This window comes from Nocardia sp. NPDC056564 (genome assembly GCF_042793755.1).
Lineage (GTDB): Bacteria > Actinomycetota > Actinomycetes > Mycobacteriales > Mycobacteriaceae > Nocardia.
Window position 1 is genome coordinate 55,826 of sequence record NZ_JBHTUR010000004.1, and the last position, 18,626, is coordinate 74,451.

The window sequence follows — 18,626 nt, forward strand, 5'->3', positions numbered from 1 at the left end:
GCGGTAACGGCGGACGGCCAGCAACCGAAACAACGAGTGCGTCGGCGTGCTCCTCCCGCCTTCCGCACTCGGACTACACAGCAGCGACATCGGACCACAGAGTTTTCGAACGGGGTTCTCGAATGACAGAGCGTCTGGCGCTCGGCATCACTGTCGGGTCGTCGAATTCGGTCGCCGTGGCGGCAGCGGGGAACGGCGGCGACGACGTCGTCACCCAGCCCAGCGTGCTACGCCTCGCGGCCGACGCGCCGCCCGCCCTCGGCGCCTCCGCCAGGGCCGGCGGACGGCATTCCAGCGACGTGCTGCTGGAGGGATTTCTGGCCAGGGTCGGCGATCCGGTGGACATGCTCGCCGAGGACGGCAGCGCACATTCCGCCGCCGACCTCGTTTCCGCGGCCATCGGCTGCCTGATCGACGAGATCGGCACGCGGGCCGGGGAACCCGGTTCGACGGTCGCCTGCCATCCGGCGTGGTGGCCCCGGCACACCGTCGACATCCAGCGCGCGGCGCTCGATCGCGCGGGCCTGCGCGAGGTGACCCTGGTGCCCGAGCCGACCGCCGCGGTCCGCTGGCTCGAATCCGCGCACGGCCCGCTCGGCGACGGCGCGGTGATCGTCTACGACCTCGGCGCCACCGGCCTCACGGTCTCGGTGGTGCGCACCGGCGATCACGCGGGCGTGCTCGGCACACCGCTGCGGACCACGGACATCGCCGGTGCCGAATTCGATCTGCTGACCATGCGCTACGTCCTGGCAAACGCCGTACTGGCAAATGATTTCGACCCGTTCGACCCGGTTGTCGAGCAGAAATTGGCGGCATTGCGCGAGCAGTGCCGAACGGCCAAAGAAGAGCTGTCGATAAATACGGCCACCGTCGTCCCGGTGCGGTTGAATCCGGCGGACACGCACAGCGGCAACGTCCGGCTGGTCCGCGGCGAACTGGAAGACCTGCTGCGCGGCCCGCTGCTGACCTCGATCGAACTGATCCGCGACGCCGTGCACCGGGCCGGGCTCGACATCGGCGATATCGGCCGGGTACTGCTCACCGGTGGCGGCGGCGCGATTCCACTGGTCGCCGAGCTGATCTCGACCGAGTTCGGCCTGCCGGTGGTGGCGGCTCCCGACCCGGCCGAAACCAGCGCCCGCGGCGCCGCCGTGCTGGCCGCGGACCTGGCCTCGGTGCGGACGCCGATCGCGCCTCCCGCGTCGCTCGAGCCGGCGACCAAAGAACTTCCCTCGGTGGCGATCTCGGCGCTGCCGAGCGGCGACCCCGCGCGCAAGCCGCGGTTCAGCGGCAGGCAGCGCGCCGCCATCGTCGCGGGCGCCGCGGTCGTCATCGGCTTGCTGGCCACCGGCACCGTGGCGATCGGCACGGGCGCCCAGCCCGGCCCGAACCCGGCCTCGACCGAACACTCGTCCCCGGCCCGCGCGGCGGAGATCGCCGCGACCACCGGCGAGCAGACCGGTGACCCCAATCTGCCTGCCGCCGCCACAGATCCGGCCACCTCGGCCGCCGGACGCCCGAAAATCGAAGCGGGCCAACCCGGTTCCCCCGCCGCGACGACGGTGGCCGTGGTGAACAGCCAGCCCGCGGGCCAGCCCGCCGCGCCGCCCGCGGAACCCGGTGCGCCGCAACCGGCCCCGCAGCCCGCGCCGGCGCCCGGGCCCACCCCCGCGCCGGCCCCGGCACCGGGCAACTACCCCGCGCCGCCGACGCCGCCGCAGGCCCCGAGCCTGCCGACCGGCACTTTGAAGGACCCGATCGATACCGTCGGCAACACCGTCGGCACCGTGCTGCGCGCGCCCGGCCAGATCCTCGGAGGAAACGGTGGCTGACATCGCGTTCGACACCCTGCCGTCGGCCCGCGAAATCCTCCGGGAACTGGACTCCGCCGACCAGGAACCGATCGTCTATCTGATTCGCGGCCGCTCCCAGACCGGTAAATCCACCCTGCTCAACGAGATCCGCAATCGCCTGCGCACCCGTGGCATCCCGATGCAGGACACCCTGACCGTGGCGACCGCGCACACCGGCAACGGCGCCACCAACGGGTTCGGCACCCGCGTCGCGCCACCCACCGAACTGCCGGCGCTGATCGTGGACAACGCCCACACGTTGAATCAGGCCGAGCTCGAATACCTTTGCGCGACCGTCGAATCCGGGCAGCGCACGGTCGTGGTCGCGACCCAGCCGCGCCCGCACGACCACCGGCTGCGCGCGCTGGCCGACACGGTCGCCCGGCGCGGCCGGGTGGTCGAGTTGCGCGCGCTCGGCGTGGCCGACATCGCCCCGTTCGCCAGGGAACTCGGCATGATGGTGCCGCGCCAGGTGTCCCAGCACATCCACCGGCAGACCGACGGCATCCGCGGCGGCGTGGTCGCCGCGCTGACCGCCGCCTGCTCGGCCCGGCTCGACGCAGGAATCGGCGCGGTTGACGCGGCCGTCGCCGCCTGGGCCCGTTCGCTGCTGGACAACCTCGCACCGGACCTGCTGGAAACCCTGGTCGTCGCCACCACCGGCGCCGGCCTGGACGCCAGCGAGCTCACCGAGGTGCTCGGCGTGGAACCCGTTGCCGCACAGCACCTCATCGATCGGGCCAGGGCCAGCGCCCTGGTCACCGACGCCGATCTGCTGCTCACCCCGGCCGTCGGACCGCTGCGCACGCTGCTCGGCGACCGCCGGTTCGTCGCGGTCCAGCGCAAGTTGCTCGGCGCGCGCCTGGACGCGGGCCTGCTGCGCGATCACACCGCGCTGCTGCTCGCCGAATCCGGCGTCCGCGACCCGCGGCTGGCCGAATTCCTCTCCGCCGCCGCGGAAAAGGCGGGCCGCGAGGCGGTGCGCTACTACGCGGCCGCCGCGGCTACCGGCGCCGACCCCGATCTCATCGCGCTGCGCTGGGCCGAGGCGGCCGGGCGCAACGGCGACGGCGAAACCGCCATGCGGCTGGCCGAGCCGGTACTGGCCCGTTCGGGTGTCTCCAGCGCCGAACTCGCCGACGCGGTGCGGATCTGCGCCGCGGCACTGACCCGGCGCGGGCTGGTTGCCCGTGCGGCCCAACTGTATTCGTGGCTGGGCGCGCAACGCGTCGGCGCGGACTGGGCCATCGGCGCGACGGTCCTCGCGCTGGCCGGCGACCTGCCCGGGGCCGCGGAGATATCCGAATCGGCAACGCAGTGGCCGCCGACCGAGGCCAACGCGCACGCCCGGCTGATCGCCACCGCGCTGACCGGTTCGCTCAACGGTCGCGAGGCCGCACACGGAAACCCCACCACGCCAACACGGTCCACGAACGGCACCGCCTCGTCGGTCTCCGCGCTCGTGCAGGCCGCGCACGCCGACTCCGGTGTCGACCGCTTCCTGCCCTGCACCGCGGTATCCATCGCGACCCTGCTCTGCCTCGGCACCGGCGAGCCCCGCCGGGCCGGCGACGCGCTGCGCCGGGCCACCGCCAGCGGCCTGCGCTGCCATCAACTCCAGGTGCTGGCGGCCTGGGCGGCCATGCTCGGCGGCGATGAACGCACCGCCGCCGCGACGGTCGCCGCGCTCGACCACGACTCGCTCGACGTCCGCGACCGCCTGCTCGCCCACGGCGTCGCGGTCGGCCTGGCCAGGCGCACCGGCGACCACGCCGCGTTGTCCCGGGCCTGGCAGGCGGCCCACCTGATGTTCGACGACGTCGAGGCCGACCTGCTCGCGCTGCTCCCGATCGGCGAATTGTGGCTGGCCGGAATCCGATTGCGGGACGAGGGCCGGATCGCGCCGCTGGTCGAGGCGGCACAGGCGCTGCTGCGCCGGCTGGACGACCCGCCCGCCTGGGCGAACGCCTTCCACTGGTACGGCGTGCAGGCCGCGATCCTGCACGAGAGCCCGCAGGAACTGCTCCCGCACGCCCGCCCGCTCAAGGCCGCGGCCGAGGCGGGCGATCGGCACGCGGCCGTGCTCGCCGACGCGGGCCGCACCTGGGTACTGGTGCTGCGCGGCGAGGTGTCGGCCGCGCCCGTCGAGGCGGCCGTGGCCGGCCTGAGCGAGATCGGCATGACCTGGGACGCCGCCCGGCTGGCCAGCGAGGCCGCCCTCGCCGCGGCCGACTCGGCGACCGCGACCGCGCTGCTCAAGCTGGCCCGCACGGTCCGCGCGGACGCCAAACCGCAGGATCCGATCCTGCCGCCGGCCACGCCATCGCCGCAGCCGGGCGCCCGGCCCACCCCCGATCCGGCGGTCGGCGAGCAGGCGGCGATCCTCAGCGAACGCGAACGCGAGGTCGCCGAACTGGTGCTACTCGGGCTGACCTACCGGGAGATCGGCGCTCGCCTGTACATTTCCGCCAAGACGGTGGAGCATCATGTCGCCCGGATCAGGCGGCGGATCGGTGCACGGTCCCGATCGGAGTTATTGTCGATGCTCCGCGCCATGGGACACGGCTCTCTGCTGGTGTGACAGAGTACGGATTCGTACGCCGGGAAGCCGAAGCGAGGTACTGAGGATGGCCACAGGGGTGGGCCTACGCATCGCCGAGGACGAGTGCACGGCGGCGGTCGTCACCGACGGCGACGAGGAACCGTTGTTCATCGTCCGCGAGTCGCTGCTCTACATGTCCGACGACGGTGATGCCACGCTCGGCGGACCGCCGCCGGACGAGAACGCGCACGCCATCACCGGCTTCGCGCTGGCGGTCGGCGATCCGGCGGGCATCTCGGTCGACGACGGCGAGGCCTACCGGGCCGAAGACCTGGTCGCGACCGCACTGTTCTGCCTGATCAACCTGACCGCGGACCACCTCAACGGCCCGGCCGAGTTCTACGCGACCCACCCCGGTGATTGGCCGCGTGAATACATCCAGGCGCTGCGCGACGCGCTGGACTACCTGGGGCTGCGGTCGGTGCTGCTGGTCAGCGAGGCCGACTTGCCGAGCGCCGAGACCGGCGAACCGGGCAGCACGTTCGCCTATGACGCCGCCCGCGCGGCCCTGGCGGCGGTGCTCTCCACACCGGCGGGCAGCACCCCGCCGGACCCGACGCACGCCGAGAACTCGACCGTGGACACCGTCGTCATCCCGGCCGTGCCCGCGTCCGAGCCGACACCGCAGGCGTATTCGGCGGCCATCCCGATGGCCGAGCCGGTACCCACGGAAGCGACCGCGGTTCCGGACGCACCTGCGCGCACGGCCGAACCGGCCAAGGACCGCAAACAGCTCCCGCTGCTGATCGGCGCCGCCGCCCTGATCGGACTCGTGCTCGGCGGCTTCGCGGTGGCCGTGCTGTTCCGCGACGACGGCCAGACGCCGGTGCCGCCGATGCGCGACGCCAAATCCGATCAGGTCACGGTGAGCCCGACCCCGCCGGCCCCGCCGATCAACTTCCCGACGGTCCCGTCCACGCCGCCGACCACCGAGGCGCCGGAGACCACGACAACGCCGCCACCGCCGCCACCGACCACCGAGCCGCCGCCCCCTCCGCCGACCACGGAGCCGCCGACGACGCCGCCGAGCACCACGCGCCCGCGGCCTACCACCACGACGCCGTACAACCCCCTTCCGCAGATTCCGACGATCCCTGGCCTGCAGATACCGGGCAGTCGGTGATTAGTAGAGACCTTCCCCGGTTTGTGCCTTAAAGTGATGCGCTGACCGGTGTTGTCGGATGAATTGCAGGCGCCCGGTTTGTTGCTGGAGGACGACTGTGAGCCAACGGATTCCAGGCCCGTTGCCGCGGATTGAGCTGGCACGTGCGTGCCAACGAAGGGATTTCATGCGCAAGTTGGTGGCGCGCAGCGCCACGGTCAAAGCTGTCGCCCTCGCTTCGACCGTTTTCCTCGCACCCTTGCTCTGCACGACCACCGCCGCGGCGGCACCGGCGACACCTATCCAGTTGAACGCCGACGCCCTGCCGCAGGAACTGGTGCAGGCGATCGCGCGTGATCTGAAGATGACCCCGACGGAGTACCTGGACCGTGCGGCTCGCGCCCAGCAACTGCGCGACTACGCCCGCGACTTCCGCTCGGAACGCCCGGAGGCCTTCGCCGGCGCGTGGATCGGCACCGACGGCAAGCCCGTCGTCGCGGTCACCTCGCTCGACGCGGCCAAGATCGCCGCGTCCGACGGCTACCAGACCCGGCTCGCCCCGGTGTCCGCGGACGGCCTGGAGGGCTCGCTGATGCAGCTGAATCAGTGGATCACCAGCCTGCCCAAGGAGATCTCCACCGCGATCAACTCGGTCGCCATCGACTTCCTCAACAGCCAGCTGGTGCTCAGCGTCGCCAACACCCCCGCGGGGCACCTGCTGAACCTGCCGACCCTGATCGCCAACATCAAGGTCATCCTCTCCCCCGGCAGCGGCGGCGCGATCGAGCGCAGGCCGATGGGCGGCGACACCTACATCAGTGCCCCGATCCCGCTGCACGACGCCGCGCTCAAGGGCGTCGACGTCTGCTCGTTCGGCTTCAACAGCGTCGACGCGGCGGGCAACGCGCTGAATATCAGTGCGGGCCACTGCGATCCGAACATCGACAAGGGCAACCAGGACGCCACCGTCTACTTCCCCAACGTCAAGGACATCCCGAACAGCCCGGAGCTCGGCTCGTTCGTCCAGGCCAAGCTCGGCGGCCAGAGCGCGCTGGACTACTCGGTGATCAAGCTGAACGAGCGTGCGGTGCGCGCGGGCATGGATCAGCCGACGGTGCGCGGGGCCAACGGCACCACGATCGCCATCACCGGTACCGCCGACCCGATCACCGGTGCGCCGGTGTGCAAGTCGGGGCAGTCGTCCACCTTCACCTGTGGCTTCGTGGTCGCCGATCGGGTCGAGACCCAGCTCTACACCGCGGAGGGCGTCAGCAAGACCGTGCGCGGCTTCGCCAGCTCGGCCTGCACCCTCGGCGGCGACAGCGGCGGCGCGATCGTGTCCGGCACCCTCGCGCTCGGCATCACCAGCGGTTCCAACGCGGCCGAGGCGCCGGATTGCAACGAGGCGAACATCGCGTTGGCGCAGTACGGCGGCACGGCCAGCCTGGGCATTCCGATCCGGCCGATCCTCGCCGATATCGACGCGTCCGCCGGTGGCGGAGTCGGCAGCGGCATCGCGGTACGCACCCGGCCCAACGCCGGGTGAGGCGCGTTGAACAGTGCCGTCAAATCAGTGCTCGTTATAAGTAGGCATCCCGGGCTCCAGCCCATATAGTCTGGGCATGCTCCTGCCACGTATAGGTCCTCTCCGATCAGCTGCGCGACAGACCCTGGTCCGAAAATCAGCGATCGCCGCTTCGGCGGCGATACTGCTGTTCGGACCCACAGCGGCAGTAGCGACGGCGCAACCCGATCCGGCCCCGAGCCTGCCCGCCGAACTGGTGACCGCGCTCGCCCGCGATCTGAAGATCTCGCCGGAGGAGTACCTGCATCGCGCCGACGTGGCCCAGCAGGTCGCCGCGTTCGCCACCACCGCGCAGCGGCAGTTCCCGGCGGTGTTCGGCGGCTCGTGGCTCGACGACAACGGCAAGGCGGTCGTCGCGCTGGCTCAGGGCCCGGGCGCCGACGAGGCCCGAAAGGCCGCGGAGTCAGCCGGTTTCGAGGTCCGCAACGTGGCCAAGAGCGAGTCGGCGCTGCGCGGGGAGAAGACCGCGTTCCAGCGCTGGCTCGACGGGCAGCCCGAGGCGGTGTCGGCCCTGGTGCGTGGCGTCGTGATCGATACGGTCAACAACAGCATCGCGGTCCGGGTGGACAAGCCCGGCTTGCCGATGCCGAACTTCGTCGACCCGGCCAGGGTCATCGTGATGGCCCCGCCGGTGGCCGGTGAGCAGGGCACGTTGCAGGCCACCGAGATCGCCGGCGCCGCCAACGGCGTGCTCGCCGGCGGCGACGGTTACGCCTCGGTCGCGGGCCGCATGTCGCTGCGCTGCTCGCTCGGCTTCAACGGCACCGACCGCAACGGCAACATCGTCAATGTCACTGCGGGCCACTGCAACCCGGACATCCCGTCCGCGGGCAACGACAACGCCGCGCGGATCCACGAGCTCAACGGCGACCGCCTCGGCAACGAGCTCGGCCGATTCGAGAAGTCGGTGCTCGGCGCACAGGACTACTCGATCGTCCGGATCGCCGACCAGGCGCGGGATCGGTTCAGCAACAACGAGGTCCGGGTGCCCGGCGCCGCGTCGGTGCGCATCGAGGGCGTCGCGACTCCGGTCGTCGGCGCACCGGTGTGCAAGTCGGGTTCGCGGACCGGCTTCAGCTGCGGCGTGGTGAACGCGGTCGACCAGACCGTGCAGGTCGGCGAGCGTGAGCTCACCCAGGCCTTCTCGGCCAACATCTGCGCGCTGCCCGGCGACAGCGGCGGCCCGATCGTCACCGGCCGGCTCGCCCTCGGCATCTCCAGCGCGTCGTCGGTGGCCGACTACCCGATCTGCGAGATCCCCAACCTGATCGGTGCCCTGACCGGCAACGCGCCGCAGCTGTTCGCACAGCCGGTGAGCGTGGTGCTCTCGGACAACCCGGGGCTGAAGATTCGCACCAACTAGTTCCACCAGTCGAGCAGGCCGGCCGCATTGCGGCCGGCCTTTTCGCTGTCTCGGGGCGGTTTCCACTGGCCTTGCGCGGCCCATCCCCCGACCGATGCGGTGCGGCGGCGGGCCAGGTTCGGGCATCCTGAACCGATGTGTTTGGTGTTGATCGGCTGGCGGGCGCATCCGGAGTATCGGTTGATCCTCGCGGCCAACCGCGACGAGTTCTACGCCCGGCCGACCGAATCGCTGCGCTGGTGGCCGGAGGTGCCCGGCCTGCTCGCCGGGCGCGATCTGGGGGCGAAGCACACGGCCGCGGGCGACCCGCCGGGCACCTGGCTCGGGCTGCGCCGAGAAGACAAGGGCCGCAATCGTTTCGCGGCGGTGACCAACGTGCGGGCGCCGAAGGACGAACGCGGTGACGCCCGTTCCCGGGGCGCGCTGCTGATGGACTTCCTGCGCGGCGCCTCGGATCGGCAGCCGGGCGCGGATTTCCCCGGCCCGGAGAAGTACGTGCTCGATGTCGCGGGCGCACCGGACGACTACAACGGCTACAACCTGGTGGTGTCCGACCTGGAATCGCTGTGGTGGCATTCCAATCGCAGCGCCACGCCGCCGCACGAACTGGCTCCGGGCTTCCACGGCCTCTCCAACGGCACGTTCGTCAGTTCGGCAGGGGTGAACCCGGATAACCCGGATTTAACCGCCCCACAGCCCATCTGGCCCAAAGTACGGACCGGTCTGACCGAGCTGCGGGCGGTGGCCGAGTCGGATCCGGGTGCGGTGGAGCGCTATTTCGCGGTGCTGGCCGACCGCACCAAGGCCCCGGACGCGGAATTGCCGAGCACCGGGGTGCCGAAGCTGATGGAACGCAGGCTGTCGTCCCGGTTCATCGCGGACGCCGCGCACGGCACCAGGGTGAGCACGGTGCTGCTGGTGCGCGAGGACGGCACGTTCCAGATGACGGAGCGGTCGTTCGGGCGATTCGGACGGCGCAAGAACACCGTCGCGTTCGACGGAGCCATGGATTTGCCCGCCTGAAACGCACACTGGCCCGCTCTCCGAGGAGAGCGGGCCAGTGGTCGGTACCAGGTGCTTACTTGGCCGGGAGCGGCTTGTCTGCCCACTTGGTGGTGCCGTCCGCTGCCTGGAAGGTGTTCATCAGCTCGATGCCCGCGGCGATCAGGGCCGGGCCACCGACGGCGATGGTGCCGAGGATGCCACCGATGCCTGCGCCGGCCACCAGGCCGGGGAGGCAGAACGCGGGGATCGTGATGATGCAACCGATGGTCGCGCCGATCGCGGTGCCGACGAAGCCACCGATCGCGGTCGCGATGCCGAAGTTGCTCGCGAACTCGTTCTGCGCGCGCTGGTTCTCCATCGGGGACGCGATGTCCTGCGCGACGGACGGCTTGGCGACGACCGGCTTGTCCGTGACGACCAGATCCGCGGGCTTCTGCGGGGTGACCTCGAGGACGGTTCCGTCCTTCTTCACCTCGGTCTTGACTGGCACCAGGCGACCGTCGACATCGACGTCGAGCGGGAAGGAGACGAGGGTGTTGCCCTGGCCGTCCTTCACGTTGGCGACGGAGAGCTTCGGATCGGCGGCGGTGGCGCCGTCCTTCTCGGTGACCGAGAAGGTTCCCCCCTTGAGCGACGCGACGACCGTCTTGTCGACCAGCTTGACGGAGTAGTTGAGATCAGCCGGAGCCGCGACAGGCTCGGCATGCGCGGTCCCGAGGCCGATGGTCATCGCGCCGATGACCAACGCGGCACCCGCGGTGGTTCTGCGGAGGTTCATTCAGTTTCCAATCCATCATCAGGTTGCCTGCCCGCCGATCCCCGCACGCGAGAGCGCTCTTCATCAAATCCGGGCGGTCGCCCCGGATCCTCCCCGAGCAGTGTGAAGACAGGCACAGCAGACAGAACGTCGTGAGCGTAATCCACCGGCGAGCCATAAGCGAGAAGCATTACGCCCCTTGAGGACTAAGCCTGTCCTTACCGATTAGGCCGGATGCCTCGGCGTTTACGGTGTATTGACCTGAACACGCGCTTGGATGGACAAACCGGGTGTGAGGTTCATCACAGGTGAATTTTGCGTCAAGCCCCAGCAAGAGGGGGCATAGCTCAGCTGCAAATGGTACGACGGATAGCATATGTTACCGGTGGGTAACTTACTGCCGGTTAGGATACGAGCCAATCGGGGCGGCCCGACCGCCCCCGCTCGTGTTGCCTCTAGAGAAAGGTCGCGACATGAATGCCCTGACAGTGACGCTGGGCACGATTGGGGCGACGCTCAGCCTCCTGTGTTGGGCGTCGTTCTTCGGCGGCGTCCGCAGCATCGTCCGCGCCATCATGGTCGGACAGCCCGCACCGGATCGCTGGCGACCGTTCTTCCCGCGTTTCAAGCAGATGGTCATCGAGTTCCTCGCGCACACCAGGATGGCCAAGTTCCGCACCGTCGGCTGGGCGCACTGGCTGGTGATGATCGGCTTCATGGGTGGCGCCATCCTGTGGTTCGAGGCCTACGGTCAGACCTTCGACCCGTCGTTCCACTGGCCGATCATCGGCAACTGGCCGATCTACCACCTGTGGGACGAGATCCTCGGCATCGGCACCGTGGTCGGCATCGGCACGCTGATCATCATCCGCCAGCTGAACCACCCGCGCCTGCCCGAGCGGCTCTCCCGGTTCAGCGGTTCGAAGTTCGGACCCGCGTACGTGATCGAGCTCATCGTGCTGATCGAGGGTCTCGGCATGATCTTCGTGAAGGCGGGCAAGATCGCCGCCTACGGGCATTCCGACCCGTACACCGACTTCTTCACCATGCAGGTGGCCAAGCTGCTGCCCGCGAGCACCACCATGGTCGCGCTGTTCGCGTTCGTGAAGCTGATGTCCGGCATGGCCTTCCTCTACCTGGTCGGCCGCAACATCACCTGGGGCGTGGCCTGGCACCGGTTCTCCGCGTTCTTCAACATCTACTTCAAGCGGGAGGACGACGGCGGTGTCGCGCTGGGCGCGGCCAAGCCGATGATGTCCAAGGGGCAGCCGGTCGACATGGAGACCGCCGACCCGGACACCGACACCTTCGGCGCCGGGCGGATCGAGGACTTCTCCTGGAAGGGCTGGCTCGACTTCACCACCTGCACCGAGTGCGGCCGGTGCCAGTCCCAGTGCCCGGCCTGGAACACCGGAAAGCCGTTGTCGCCCAAGCTGCTGATCATGTCGCTGCGCGACCACGGCAACGCGAAGGCGCCCTACCTGCTGGCCGGCGGCCGCAAGGACATGGGCGGCGACGAGATCGGCCTGGTCGACGCCGAGGGCAAGCCGAACGAGGCGGCGCTGGCGAAGATCTCCGACGCGGCCAAGGCCGAGGCCGAGCGTCCGCTGGTCGGCGGCGCCGAGGTCAACGGCATCATCGACCCCGAGGTGCTGTGGTCGTGCACGACCTGTGGCGCCTGCGTGGAGCAGTGCCCGGTCGACATCGAGCACGTCGACCACATCATCGACATGCGCCGCTACCAGGTGCTCATCGAATCGGAGTTCCCGTCCGAGCTCGCGGGTCTGTTCAAGAACCTGGAGAACAAGGGCAACCCGTGGGGGCAGAACGCCAAGGACCGGCTGAATTGGATCAATGAGGTCGAGTTCACCGTTCCGGTCTTCGGGCAGGATGCCGACAGCTTCGACGGCTACGACTACCTGTTCTGGGTGGGCTGCGCCGGCGCCTACGAGGACCGGGCGAAGAAGACCACCAAGGCGGTGGCCGAGCTGCTCGCCACCGCGGGCGTGAAGTTCATGGTGCTCGGCCAGGACGAGACCTGCACCGGCGACTCGGCCCGGCGCGCGGGCAACGAGTTCCTGTTCCAGCAGCTCGCCGCGCAGAACATCGAGACGCTGAACTCGGTGTTCGAGGGCGTCGAGGAGAAGAAAAAGAAGATCGTCGTCACCTGTGCGCACTGCTTCAACGCGCTCAACAACGAGTACCCGCAGGTCGGTGGCAGCTACGAGGTGGTGCATCACACCCAGCTGCTCAACCGCCTGGTGCGGCAGAAGCAGTTGATCCCGGTCGCCTCGGTGTCGCAGAACGTCACCTATCACGATCCCTGCTACCTGGGCAGGCACAACAAGGTCTACAACGCGCCGCGCGAGTTGATGGAGGCCTCCGGGTCCACGTTGATCGAAATGCCGCGCCACGGTGAGCGGTCCATGTGCTGTGGCGCCGGCGGTGCGCGCATGTGGATGGAAGAGCAGCTCGGTAAGCGGATCAACGTCGACCGGGTCGACGAGGGATTGAACACGCTCGCGGCGAACCCGGGCGCCACGCCCGGCAAGATCGCGACCGGCTGCCCGTTCTGCCGGGTCATGCTCAACGACGGTGTCACCGCTCGCCAGGAAAAGGGCGAGGGCGAGGGAGTCGAGGTCGTCGACGTCGCGCAGCTGATGCTCGATGCCATCGATCGGGTGGACGCGGCGAAGCTCACCGAGAACCTCACCGTGGTCCAGCAGCCGAAAGCTCCTGCGGTCGAAGAGGTTTCCGAGCCGGAACCGGAGCCGGAGACCGCCGCGCCCGCGGCCAAGGCGGCGCCGACCGGTGGCGGACTCGCGATGAAGGGTCCGGGCAAGAAGCCGGGCGGCGGACTGGGCATGAAGGGCGCCGCCAAAGCACCCGGAGCCAAGGCGGAAACGCCTGCGGCCGAAGCCGAATCGGCGACCGAGGCACCTGCGGCGCCGGTCAAGGGTCTGGCCATGAAGGGACCGGGCAAGAAGCCGGGCGGCGGACTCGGCATGAAGGGCGCCGCCAAAGCACCCGGAGCCAAGGCCGAAACGCCTGCGGCCGAAACAGAATCGGCTCCGGAGGCGCCTGCCGCGCCGGTCAAGGGTCTCGCGATGAAGGGTCCGGGCAAGAAGCCGGGCGGGCTCGGCATGAAGGGCGCCGCCAAGGCACCCGGAGCCAAGGCGACTCCTGCTCCGGAGGCCGATGCCGCGCCTGCGGCCGAAGCCGCGGCGGAGGCGCCGGCGCCCAAGCCCGTCAAGGGTTTGGGGATGAAGGGCGCGGCCAAGGCGCCCGGTGCCAAAGCGCCGGGTGCGAAGGCACCGGCCGCGAAGGCCCCTGCTGCACCGGCGGCTCCCGCGGCGAGTGATTCCGACGCGGAAACCGCGACCGCCGAACCGGTTTCGGAGACCACCGAGACCAAGCCGACGGTTCCGGCCAAGGGATTGGCGATGAAGTCCGGGTTCAAGCGTCCCGGTGCTAAGGCGCCGGGCGGCTCCGCGCCCGCGACTCCGGCCGAACCCGCCGCGGATTCCGCTCCGGCGGAGTCCACGCCGACGGAATCCAGCGCCGACTCGGCTGCCGCAGAGCCGGATTCGGATCAGCCGGCGAACGGCAACGGTGCCGCCGAGGTGACTCCCCCGGCAGCCAAGCCGGGCGGTCTCGGATTCAAGTCCGGGGCGAAGGCTCCCGGCCGCAAGAACTGATCGGCACAACTCCATAGTTATCCAGTTCGACCCGGATCCGCCCGATGGATCCGGGTCGAACTGTTTCCGTCGATCAACTGGGCGTGCGGTTTCCGCGGGTCTGGGGATACCCGCAAACCGGCGTTCTGATCAGCGAATCCGAGCACCCCCGCACCGCTGTATTCAGCGAAACACGTGTGGGGAGGCACTGGGGAATGCTTTGCATATAGCGCAATAGTCACCAGTTCCCTTACGCCACTGTCGATCCCGGCACACGAATAGCTGGAAACTGCGACACGCCCGCAGTGCCGGCGCCTCGGCGCCTTGCCCCCATTCCGGTCCGCGCCCTATCGTTTTTGGCACATTAGAGCTCGAAATGTTCTCTCTGCCAAAAAGTTTGATACTGATCAGTTAGCCGGCCACTGCTGCTCAGGCTATTAGGAGCGCAATGATCAACAAACGAAAGCTGACAGTTCTCGGGGCCGCAATAGGAATCGCACCCATCCTCGCGGTTCTGGTCCCGGCAGGCACCGCTAGCGCGCACGGATACATCTCGTCACCGGCGAGCAGGCAGGCCCAATGCGCGGCAGGCACCGTGTCCTGCGGACCGATCAAGTACGAGCCGCAGAGCGTCGAAGGACCGAAAGGTTTGCGCAACTGCCACGGCAACCTTTCCCAATTCGCCGAACTCAGCGACGACAGCAAGCCGTGGAAAGTGCACACCGTCGGCAATTCCGCGTCCTTCACGTGGACCAACACCGCTCGGCACAGCACTTCCAACTGGGAGTACTACATCGGTAACACCCGGGTCGGCGTCGTTCCGGGCAATAACCAGCAGCCCGGCCAAACCGTCACGCACACCGTGAATTTCGGCAGCTTCACCGGACGCCAGAAACTATTGGCCATCTGGAACATCGCCGACACGGCCAACGCCTTCTACGCGTGCGTAGACCTGAACATCGGCGGCACACCGCCCACCTCCACCCCGACCCCCACCACCACGGTGCCGCCCACCACGACGGTCCCCCCGACCACCACCAACCCGCCCACCACCACCCCACCCACCTCACGCCCCTGGGCCGCGGGCACCGCCTACACCGCCGGCAACGAGGTCTCCTACGACGGCCTGCGCTACCTCTGCCGACAAGCACACACCGCCGCCACCGGCTGGGAACCCCCGAACACCCCCGCCCTGTGGCAAAAGCTCTAACCCCCACCCGTCCCGGACCCCGACCAACCGTCGAGGCCCGGGACGCTTGCGTGCGATGCCCTCGGGCCAACCCGCCAACAAGTGCTGGCACCTGACATCAGTTTTGATACAGTGCGGGAGACACGACTTGGCTCTGTCTCGCTTCGGCCGCCCGCCGGACGCGATGCACAGGCACGCACCCTCCGGGAGGGCAGATGGATTACGACTGGTCAGCGCTGGATCTAGCGTTCCGGGATGAGGTGCGGGAGTTTCTCGACGCGAAGCTCACGCCGGAGCTGCGGCGGGCGGGGCGACTGGCGACGAGCGTGTACCCGGACCACGAGGCGAGCATGGCGTGGCAGGGGATTCTGCATGAGCGGGGCTGGGCGGCGCCGGCCTGGCCGGTGGAGTTCGGCGGGTGCGATTGGAGTTTGACCCAGCACTACATCTTCAATCGGGAGTCGACGCTGGCGGGCGCGCCCGCGCTGTCGCCGATGGGGATCAAGATGGTGGCGCACGCCATCATCGCGTATGGGACGGCGGAGCAGCAGGCGTTCTATCTGCCGCGGATCCTGACCGGGGAAGTCTTTTTCTGCCAGGGGTATTCGGAGCCGGAGGCGGGGTCGGATCTGGCGTCGCTGACGATGGCCGCCGTCGAGGACGGCGACGACCTCGTGTGCACCGGCAGCAAGATCTGGACAACCCATGCCACGGAGGCGAATTGGATCTTCTGCCTGGTGCGCACGTCGCGGACCGGGAAGAAGCAGCAGGGCATCACGTTCCTGCTGATCGATATGAACACGCCGGGCATCGAGATCAGGCCGCTGGTGATGACCTCGGGCGAGCAGGTACAGAACCAGGTCTTCTTCGACAACGTGCGGGTGCCGAAGAGCAACGTGCTCGGGCAGATCGACGAGGGGTGGACTGTCGCGAAGTACCTGCTCGTGCACGAGCGCGGCGGCGCGATGGCACCGTTCCTCCAGGCGATGGCGCAGGAGATCGCCGTCGAGGCGGCGAAACAGCCTGGTCCGGATGGGAATTCGCTGATCGACGACCCGGCGTTCGCGGCGCGGCTGGCGGAGGCGCGGATTCGCACCGAGGTGCTGGAAATCCTGGAGTACCGCACGATTTCGGCGATGTCGCGGGGGCACAACCCGGGTCCGGCCTCGTCGATGTTGAAGATTCTGGCGACCGAGCTGAGCCAGAAGCTGACCGAGCTCGCCTTGGCCACGGCCGGTCCGCGCGGACGCGTGTATCAGCCGCATGCCACGAAACCGGGCGGGCCGATCGCGGAGTTCACCCCGCCTGCCGACGACTACCGCAGCGGTGCGCCGTGGCAGGCCGTCGCGCCGCTGCGCTACTTCAACGACCGAGCGGGCTCGATCTACGCGGGCAGCAACGAGATTCAGCGAAACATCCTCGCCAAAGCAGCATTGGGGCTCTGATGGACTTCACCCTTACCGACGAGCAGGAACTGCTCCGCACCGCGATCGCCGGATTCCTCGGCGCCCGTTACGAATTGGCGAAGAGCCGGACCGCGGCGAAGGTCGGCGCGGGTTGGCAGCCCGCGGTGTGGCGCGGATTCGCCGACGAGCTCGGCATTCTCGGCGCGACGCTGCCCGAGCGGGTGGACGGGATGGGCGGCGGGCCGGTCGAATTGATGGTGATCGCCGAGGAACTCGGGCGGGCGCTCGTGGTCGAGCCGTTCGTGGACACGGTCGTGGTCGGTGCCGGATTGCTCAACCGGTCCGGTGGTGAGCGCGCCGACGCGCTGCTGCGCCGGATCGTGTCCGGCGACGTGCGCACAGCTTTCGCCGCGCTGGAACCGACTTCGGGCCAGACACTGCACGACGTGTCGACCTCGGCACGGCGCGACGGCGATTCGTGGATCATCGACGGCGCCAAGACCGTCGTGACCAGCGCGCCGCTGGCAACCCACCTGCTGATCACCGCCCGCACCTCCGGCGGTCGCCGCGAGGAGCACGGTATCTCGTTGTTCTGCACCGACTTCGACGCGGACAACCCACCCGCCGGCGTCGAAGTGCACTCGTACCGGACCATCGATGACCGCGTCGCCGCCGACCTGGTCTTCACCGGCTTCCGTCTGCCCGCCGACACCTTGCTCGGTGTCGAAGGCGCCGCGTGGGTCGCCATCGAGCCGACCATCGACGACGCCATCGCGGCCATCGCCGCCGAGGCGGTCGGCTGCATGCGCAAGGTCCTCGCCGACACCCTCGAATACGTCAAGCAGCGCAAGCAATTCGGCCAGCCCATCGGCAGCTTCCAAGTCCTGCAACACCGCTTGGTCGACATGTATATGGAACTGGAGCAGGCCATCGCCGCCGTCTACCTGGCGATCCACTCCCTCGGGGCGGACTCGCCGACCAGAGCCCGCGCCGTCTCCGCCGCAAAGGTCACCGTCACCCGAGCCGCTCGATTCCTCGGTCAGAACGCCGTTCAGCTACACGGCGCGATGGGCATGACCGAGGAACTGGCCATCGGCCACTACTTCAAGCGCCTCACCGCCATCGAATACGAATTCGGCTCCGACGACCACCACCTCACCCGCTACGCGGCCATGACCAGGCCGTAACTACTGCCCCTGACCTGAGGAAAGGAGCAGGTGACTCGACATCAGAACTAGTTCTGACATACTGACCTCATGAGCGCAACAGCCACCTGGTCGGAGTTCCTACGCGATCCGAACCGGGTCATCGAGGCGATGGAGGAGAACGGCGACGTTATCCTCGTTCGCCGCGCCGCGCCGCCCGTACGACTCTCCGACGCGGCCGAGTCGGCGGCCACCGAGGAGACCCTCGGTGCGCTGACCCAACTGCTGGCGATCGCGCTCGACGACGAAATCCTCGAACGACTGGTGGGTCGGCTCACCATCACTTTCCCCTGGATCGAACTGCTGCCCGAGTCGGAACGAACCGAGTTCGTCGCGGACTTCCTCAACCACGCGCGGGGCGGGCTGGCCGTCGGCCGCCTCGCCGGCCTGACCGCCACCTTGGCCGCTTGGCGGGATACCGCTGCGGCACATGCCGATCCGCGGATCCGGATCGACGGCACCGACCTCAACTTCCTCGACAAGCCGGTGGTGGTGCGCGACCCAAGGGGCGGTGAGTGAGCAAGCGGCAAGATGTGCCCCGACCACTCAAACGATCCGAATACGAGCTCGCCTTCATCACCAGCGAGGCCCAGAAGGGCTGGATAGATTGTCTCGCTGCCGCCCGCAACGCGATGGTCGACGCCTGGGACACCCTCACTCGCGCACCAGAGGTCCAGTCCCCACGTCTCTATTCACTCAAGGGCGAATTGCGATACGGCACCTATCAGGGCCGAACCTACGAGCGCTACCAGTACAAATTCACCGACGGCGGCCGACTCTGGTACTTCGTGGAACACGCGCCGAAGGGAAGCAAGACCGCAGGCCGAGTGCTGCTCGAACGATGCCTGCCGGGGCATCCGAAGGAAACCGAGTAGCCAG

General features: G+C 68.9%; 13 protein-coding genes. 12 read left to right on the plus strand and 1 reads right to left on the minus strand.

Features of this window, described 5'->3' with window-relative positions; all coding sequences use genetic code 11:
* Positions 1-122: 122 nt before the first annotated feature.
* From ACFQ9K_RS11600 to ACFQ9K_RS11625, 6 genes are all read left to right on the plus strand, one after another.
* Entirely contained in the window at positions 123-1,835 is a 1,713-nt protein-coding gene (locus ACFQ9K_RS11600; protein ID WP_378721840.1) for an Hsp70 family protein, read from the plus strand.
* On the plus strand, positions 1,828-4,437 hold the full coding sequence (locus tag ACFQ9K_RS11605) for a LuxR C-terminal-related transcriptional regulator (protein WP_378721839.1): 2,610 nt from the start codon (positions 1,828-1,830) through the stop codon (positions 4,435-4,437). Before ACFQ9K_RS11600 ends, ACFQ9K_RS11605 begins: the two co-directional genes overlap by 8 nt.
* A 46-nt stretch (positions 4,438-4,483) precedes the next feature.
* A complete protein-coding gene (locus ACFQ9K_RS11610) occupies positions 4,484-5,581 on the plus strand; it encodes a hypothetical protein (protein WP_378721838.1) in 1,098 nt (365 codons plus the stop codon).
* A 166-nt stretch (positions 5,582-5,747) separates the two neighbouring features.
* Positions 5,748-7,106, plus strand: a complete 1,359-nt coding sequence (locus ACFQ9K_RS11615; RefSeq protein WP_378721837.1) for a S1 family peptidase — start codon at positions 5,748-5,750, stop codon at positions 7,104-7,106.
* A gap of 76 nt (positions 7,107-7,182) precedes the next feature.
* A complete protein-coding gene (locus ACFQ9K_RS11620) occupies positions 7,183-8,508 on the plus strand; it encodes a S1 family peptidase (protein ID WP_378721836.1) in 1,326 nt (441 codons plus the stop codon).
* A 135-nt stretch (positions 8,509-8,643) separates the two neighbouring features.
* Positions 8,644-9,531: an NRDE family protein gene (locus tag ACFQ9K_RS11625; protein ID WP_378727282.1), complete on the plus strand. Its 888-nt coding sequence runs from the start codon at positions 8,644-8,646 to the stop codon at positions 9,529-9,531.
* Positions 9,532-9,586: 55 nt separating this feature from the next.
* Here the strand turns inward: ACFQ9K_RS11625 and ACFQ9K_RS11630 are convergent, their stop codons facing one another.
* Positions 9,587-10,291, minus strand: coding sequence for a hypothetical protein (locus ACFQ9K_RS11630; RefSeq protein ID WP_378727024.1), 705 nt, complete (start codon positions 10,289-10,291; stop codon positions 9,587-9,589).
* A gap of 452 nt (positions 10,292-10,743) precedes the next feature.
* Between ACFQ9K_RS11630 and ACFQ9K_RS11635 the strand changes: the two genes are divergently transcribed.
* The 6 genes from ACFQ9K_RS11635 to ACFQ9K_RS11660 all read left to right on the plus strand — a co-directional run bounded on the left by ACFQ9K_RS11635 (position 10,744) and on the right by ACFQ9K_RS11660 (position 18,622).
* Positions 10,744-13,968, plus strand: coding sequence for a (Fe-S)-binding protein (locus ACFQ9K_RS11635; RefSeq protein WP_378983139.1), 3,225 nt, complete (start codon positions 10,744-10,746; stop codon positions 13,966-13,968).
* Positions 13,969-14,395: 427 nt separating this feature from the next.
* Positions 14,396-15,157, plus strand: a complete 762-nt coding sequence (locus tag ACFQ9K_RS11640) for a lytic polysaccharide monooxygenase (protein WP_378725936.1) — start codon at positions 14,396-14,398, stop codon at positions 15,155-15,157.
* Between the two features lie 194 nt (positions 15,158-15,351).
* Positions 15,352-16,581, plus strand: coding sequence for an acyl-CoA dehydrogenase family protein (locus ACFQ9K_RS11645; protein ID WP_378725934.1), 1,230 nt, complete (start codon positions 15,352-15,354; stop codon positions 16,579-16,581).
* The gene (locus ACFQ9K_RS11650; RefSeq protein WP_378725932.1) at positions 16,581-17,729 is read left to right on the plus strand and encodes an acyl-CoA dehydrogenase family protein; all 1,149 of its coding nucleotides are present in this window, start codon (positions 16,581-16,583) and stop codon (positions 17,727-17,729) included. The genes ACFQ9K_RS11645 and ACFQ9K_RS11650 overlap by 1 nt, the downstream gene beginning before the upstream one ends.
* A 69-nt stretch (positions 17,730-17,798) precedes the next feature.
* Positions 17,799-18,266, plus strand: coding sequence for a hypothetical protein (locus ACFQ9K_RS11655; RefSeq protein WP_375921237.1), 468 nt, complete (start codon positions 17,799-17,801; stop codon positions 18,264-18,266).
* Positions 18,263-18,622, plus strand: coding sequence for a hypothetical protein (locus ACFQ9K_RS11660; RefSeq protein ID WP_378725930.1), 360 nt, complete (start codon positions 18,263-18,265; stop codon positions 18,620-18,622). Before ACFQ9K_RS11655 ends, ACFQ9K_RS11660 begins: the two co-directional genes overlap by 4 nt.
* Positions 18,623-18,626 lie beyond the last annotated feature (4 nt).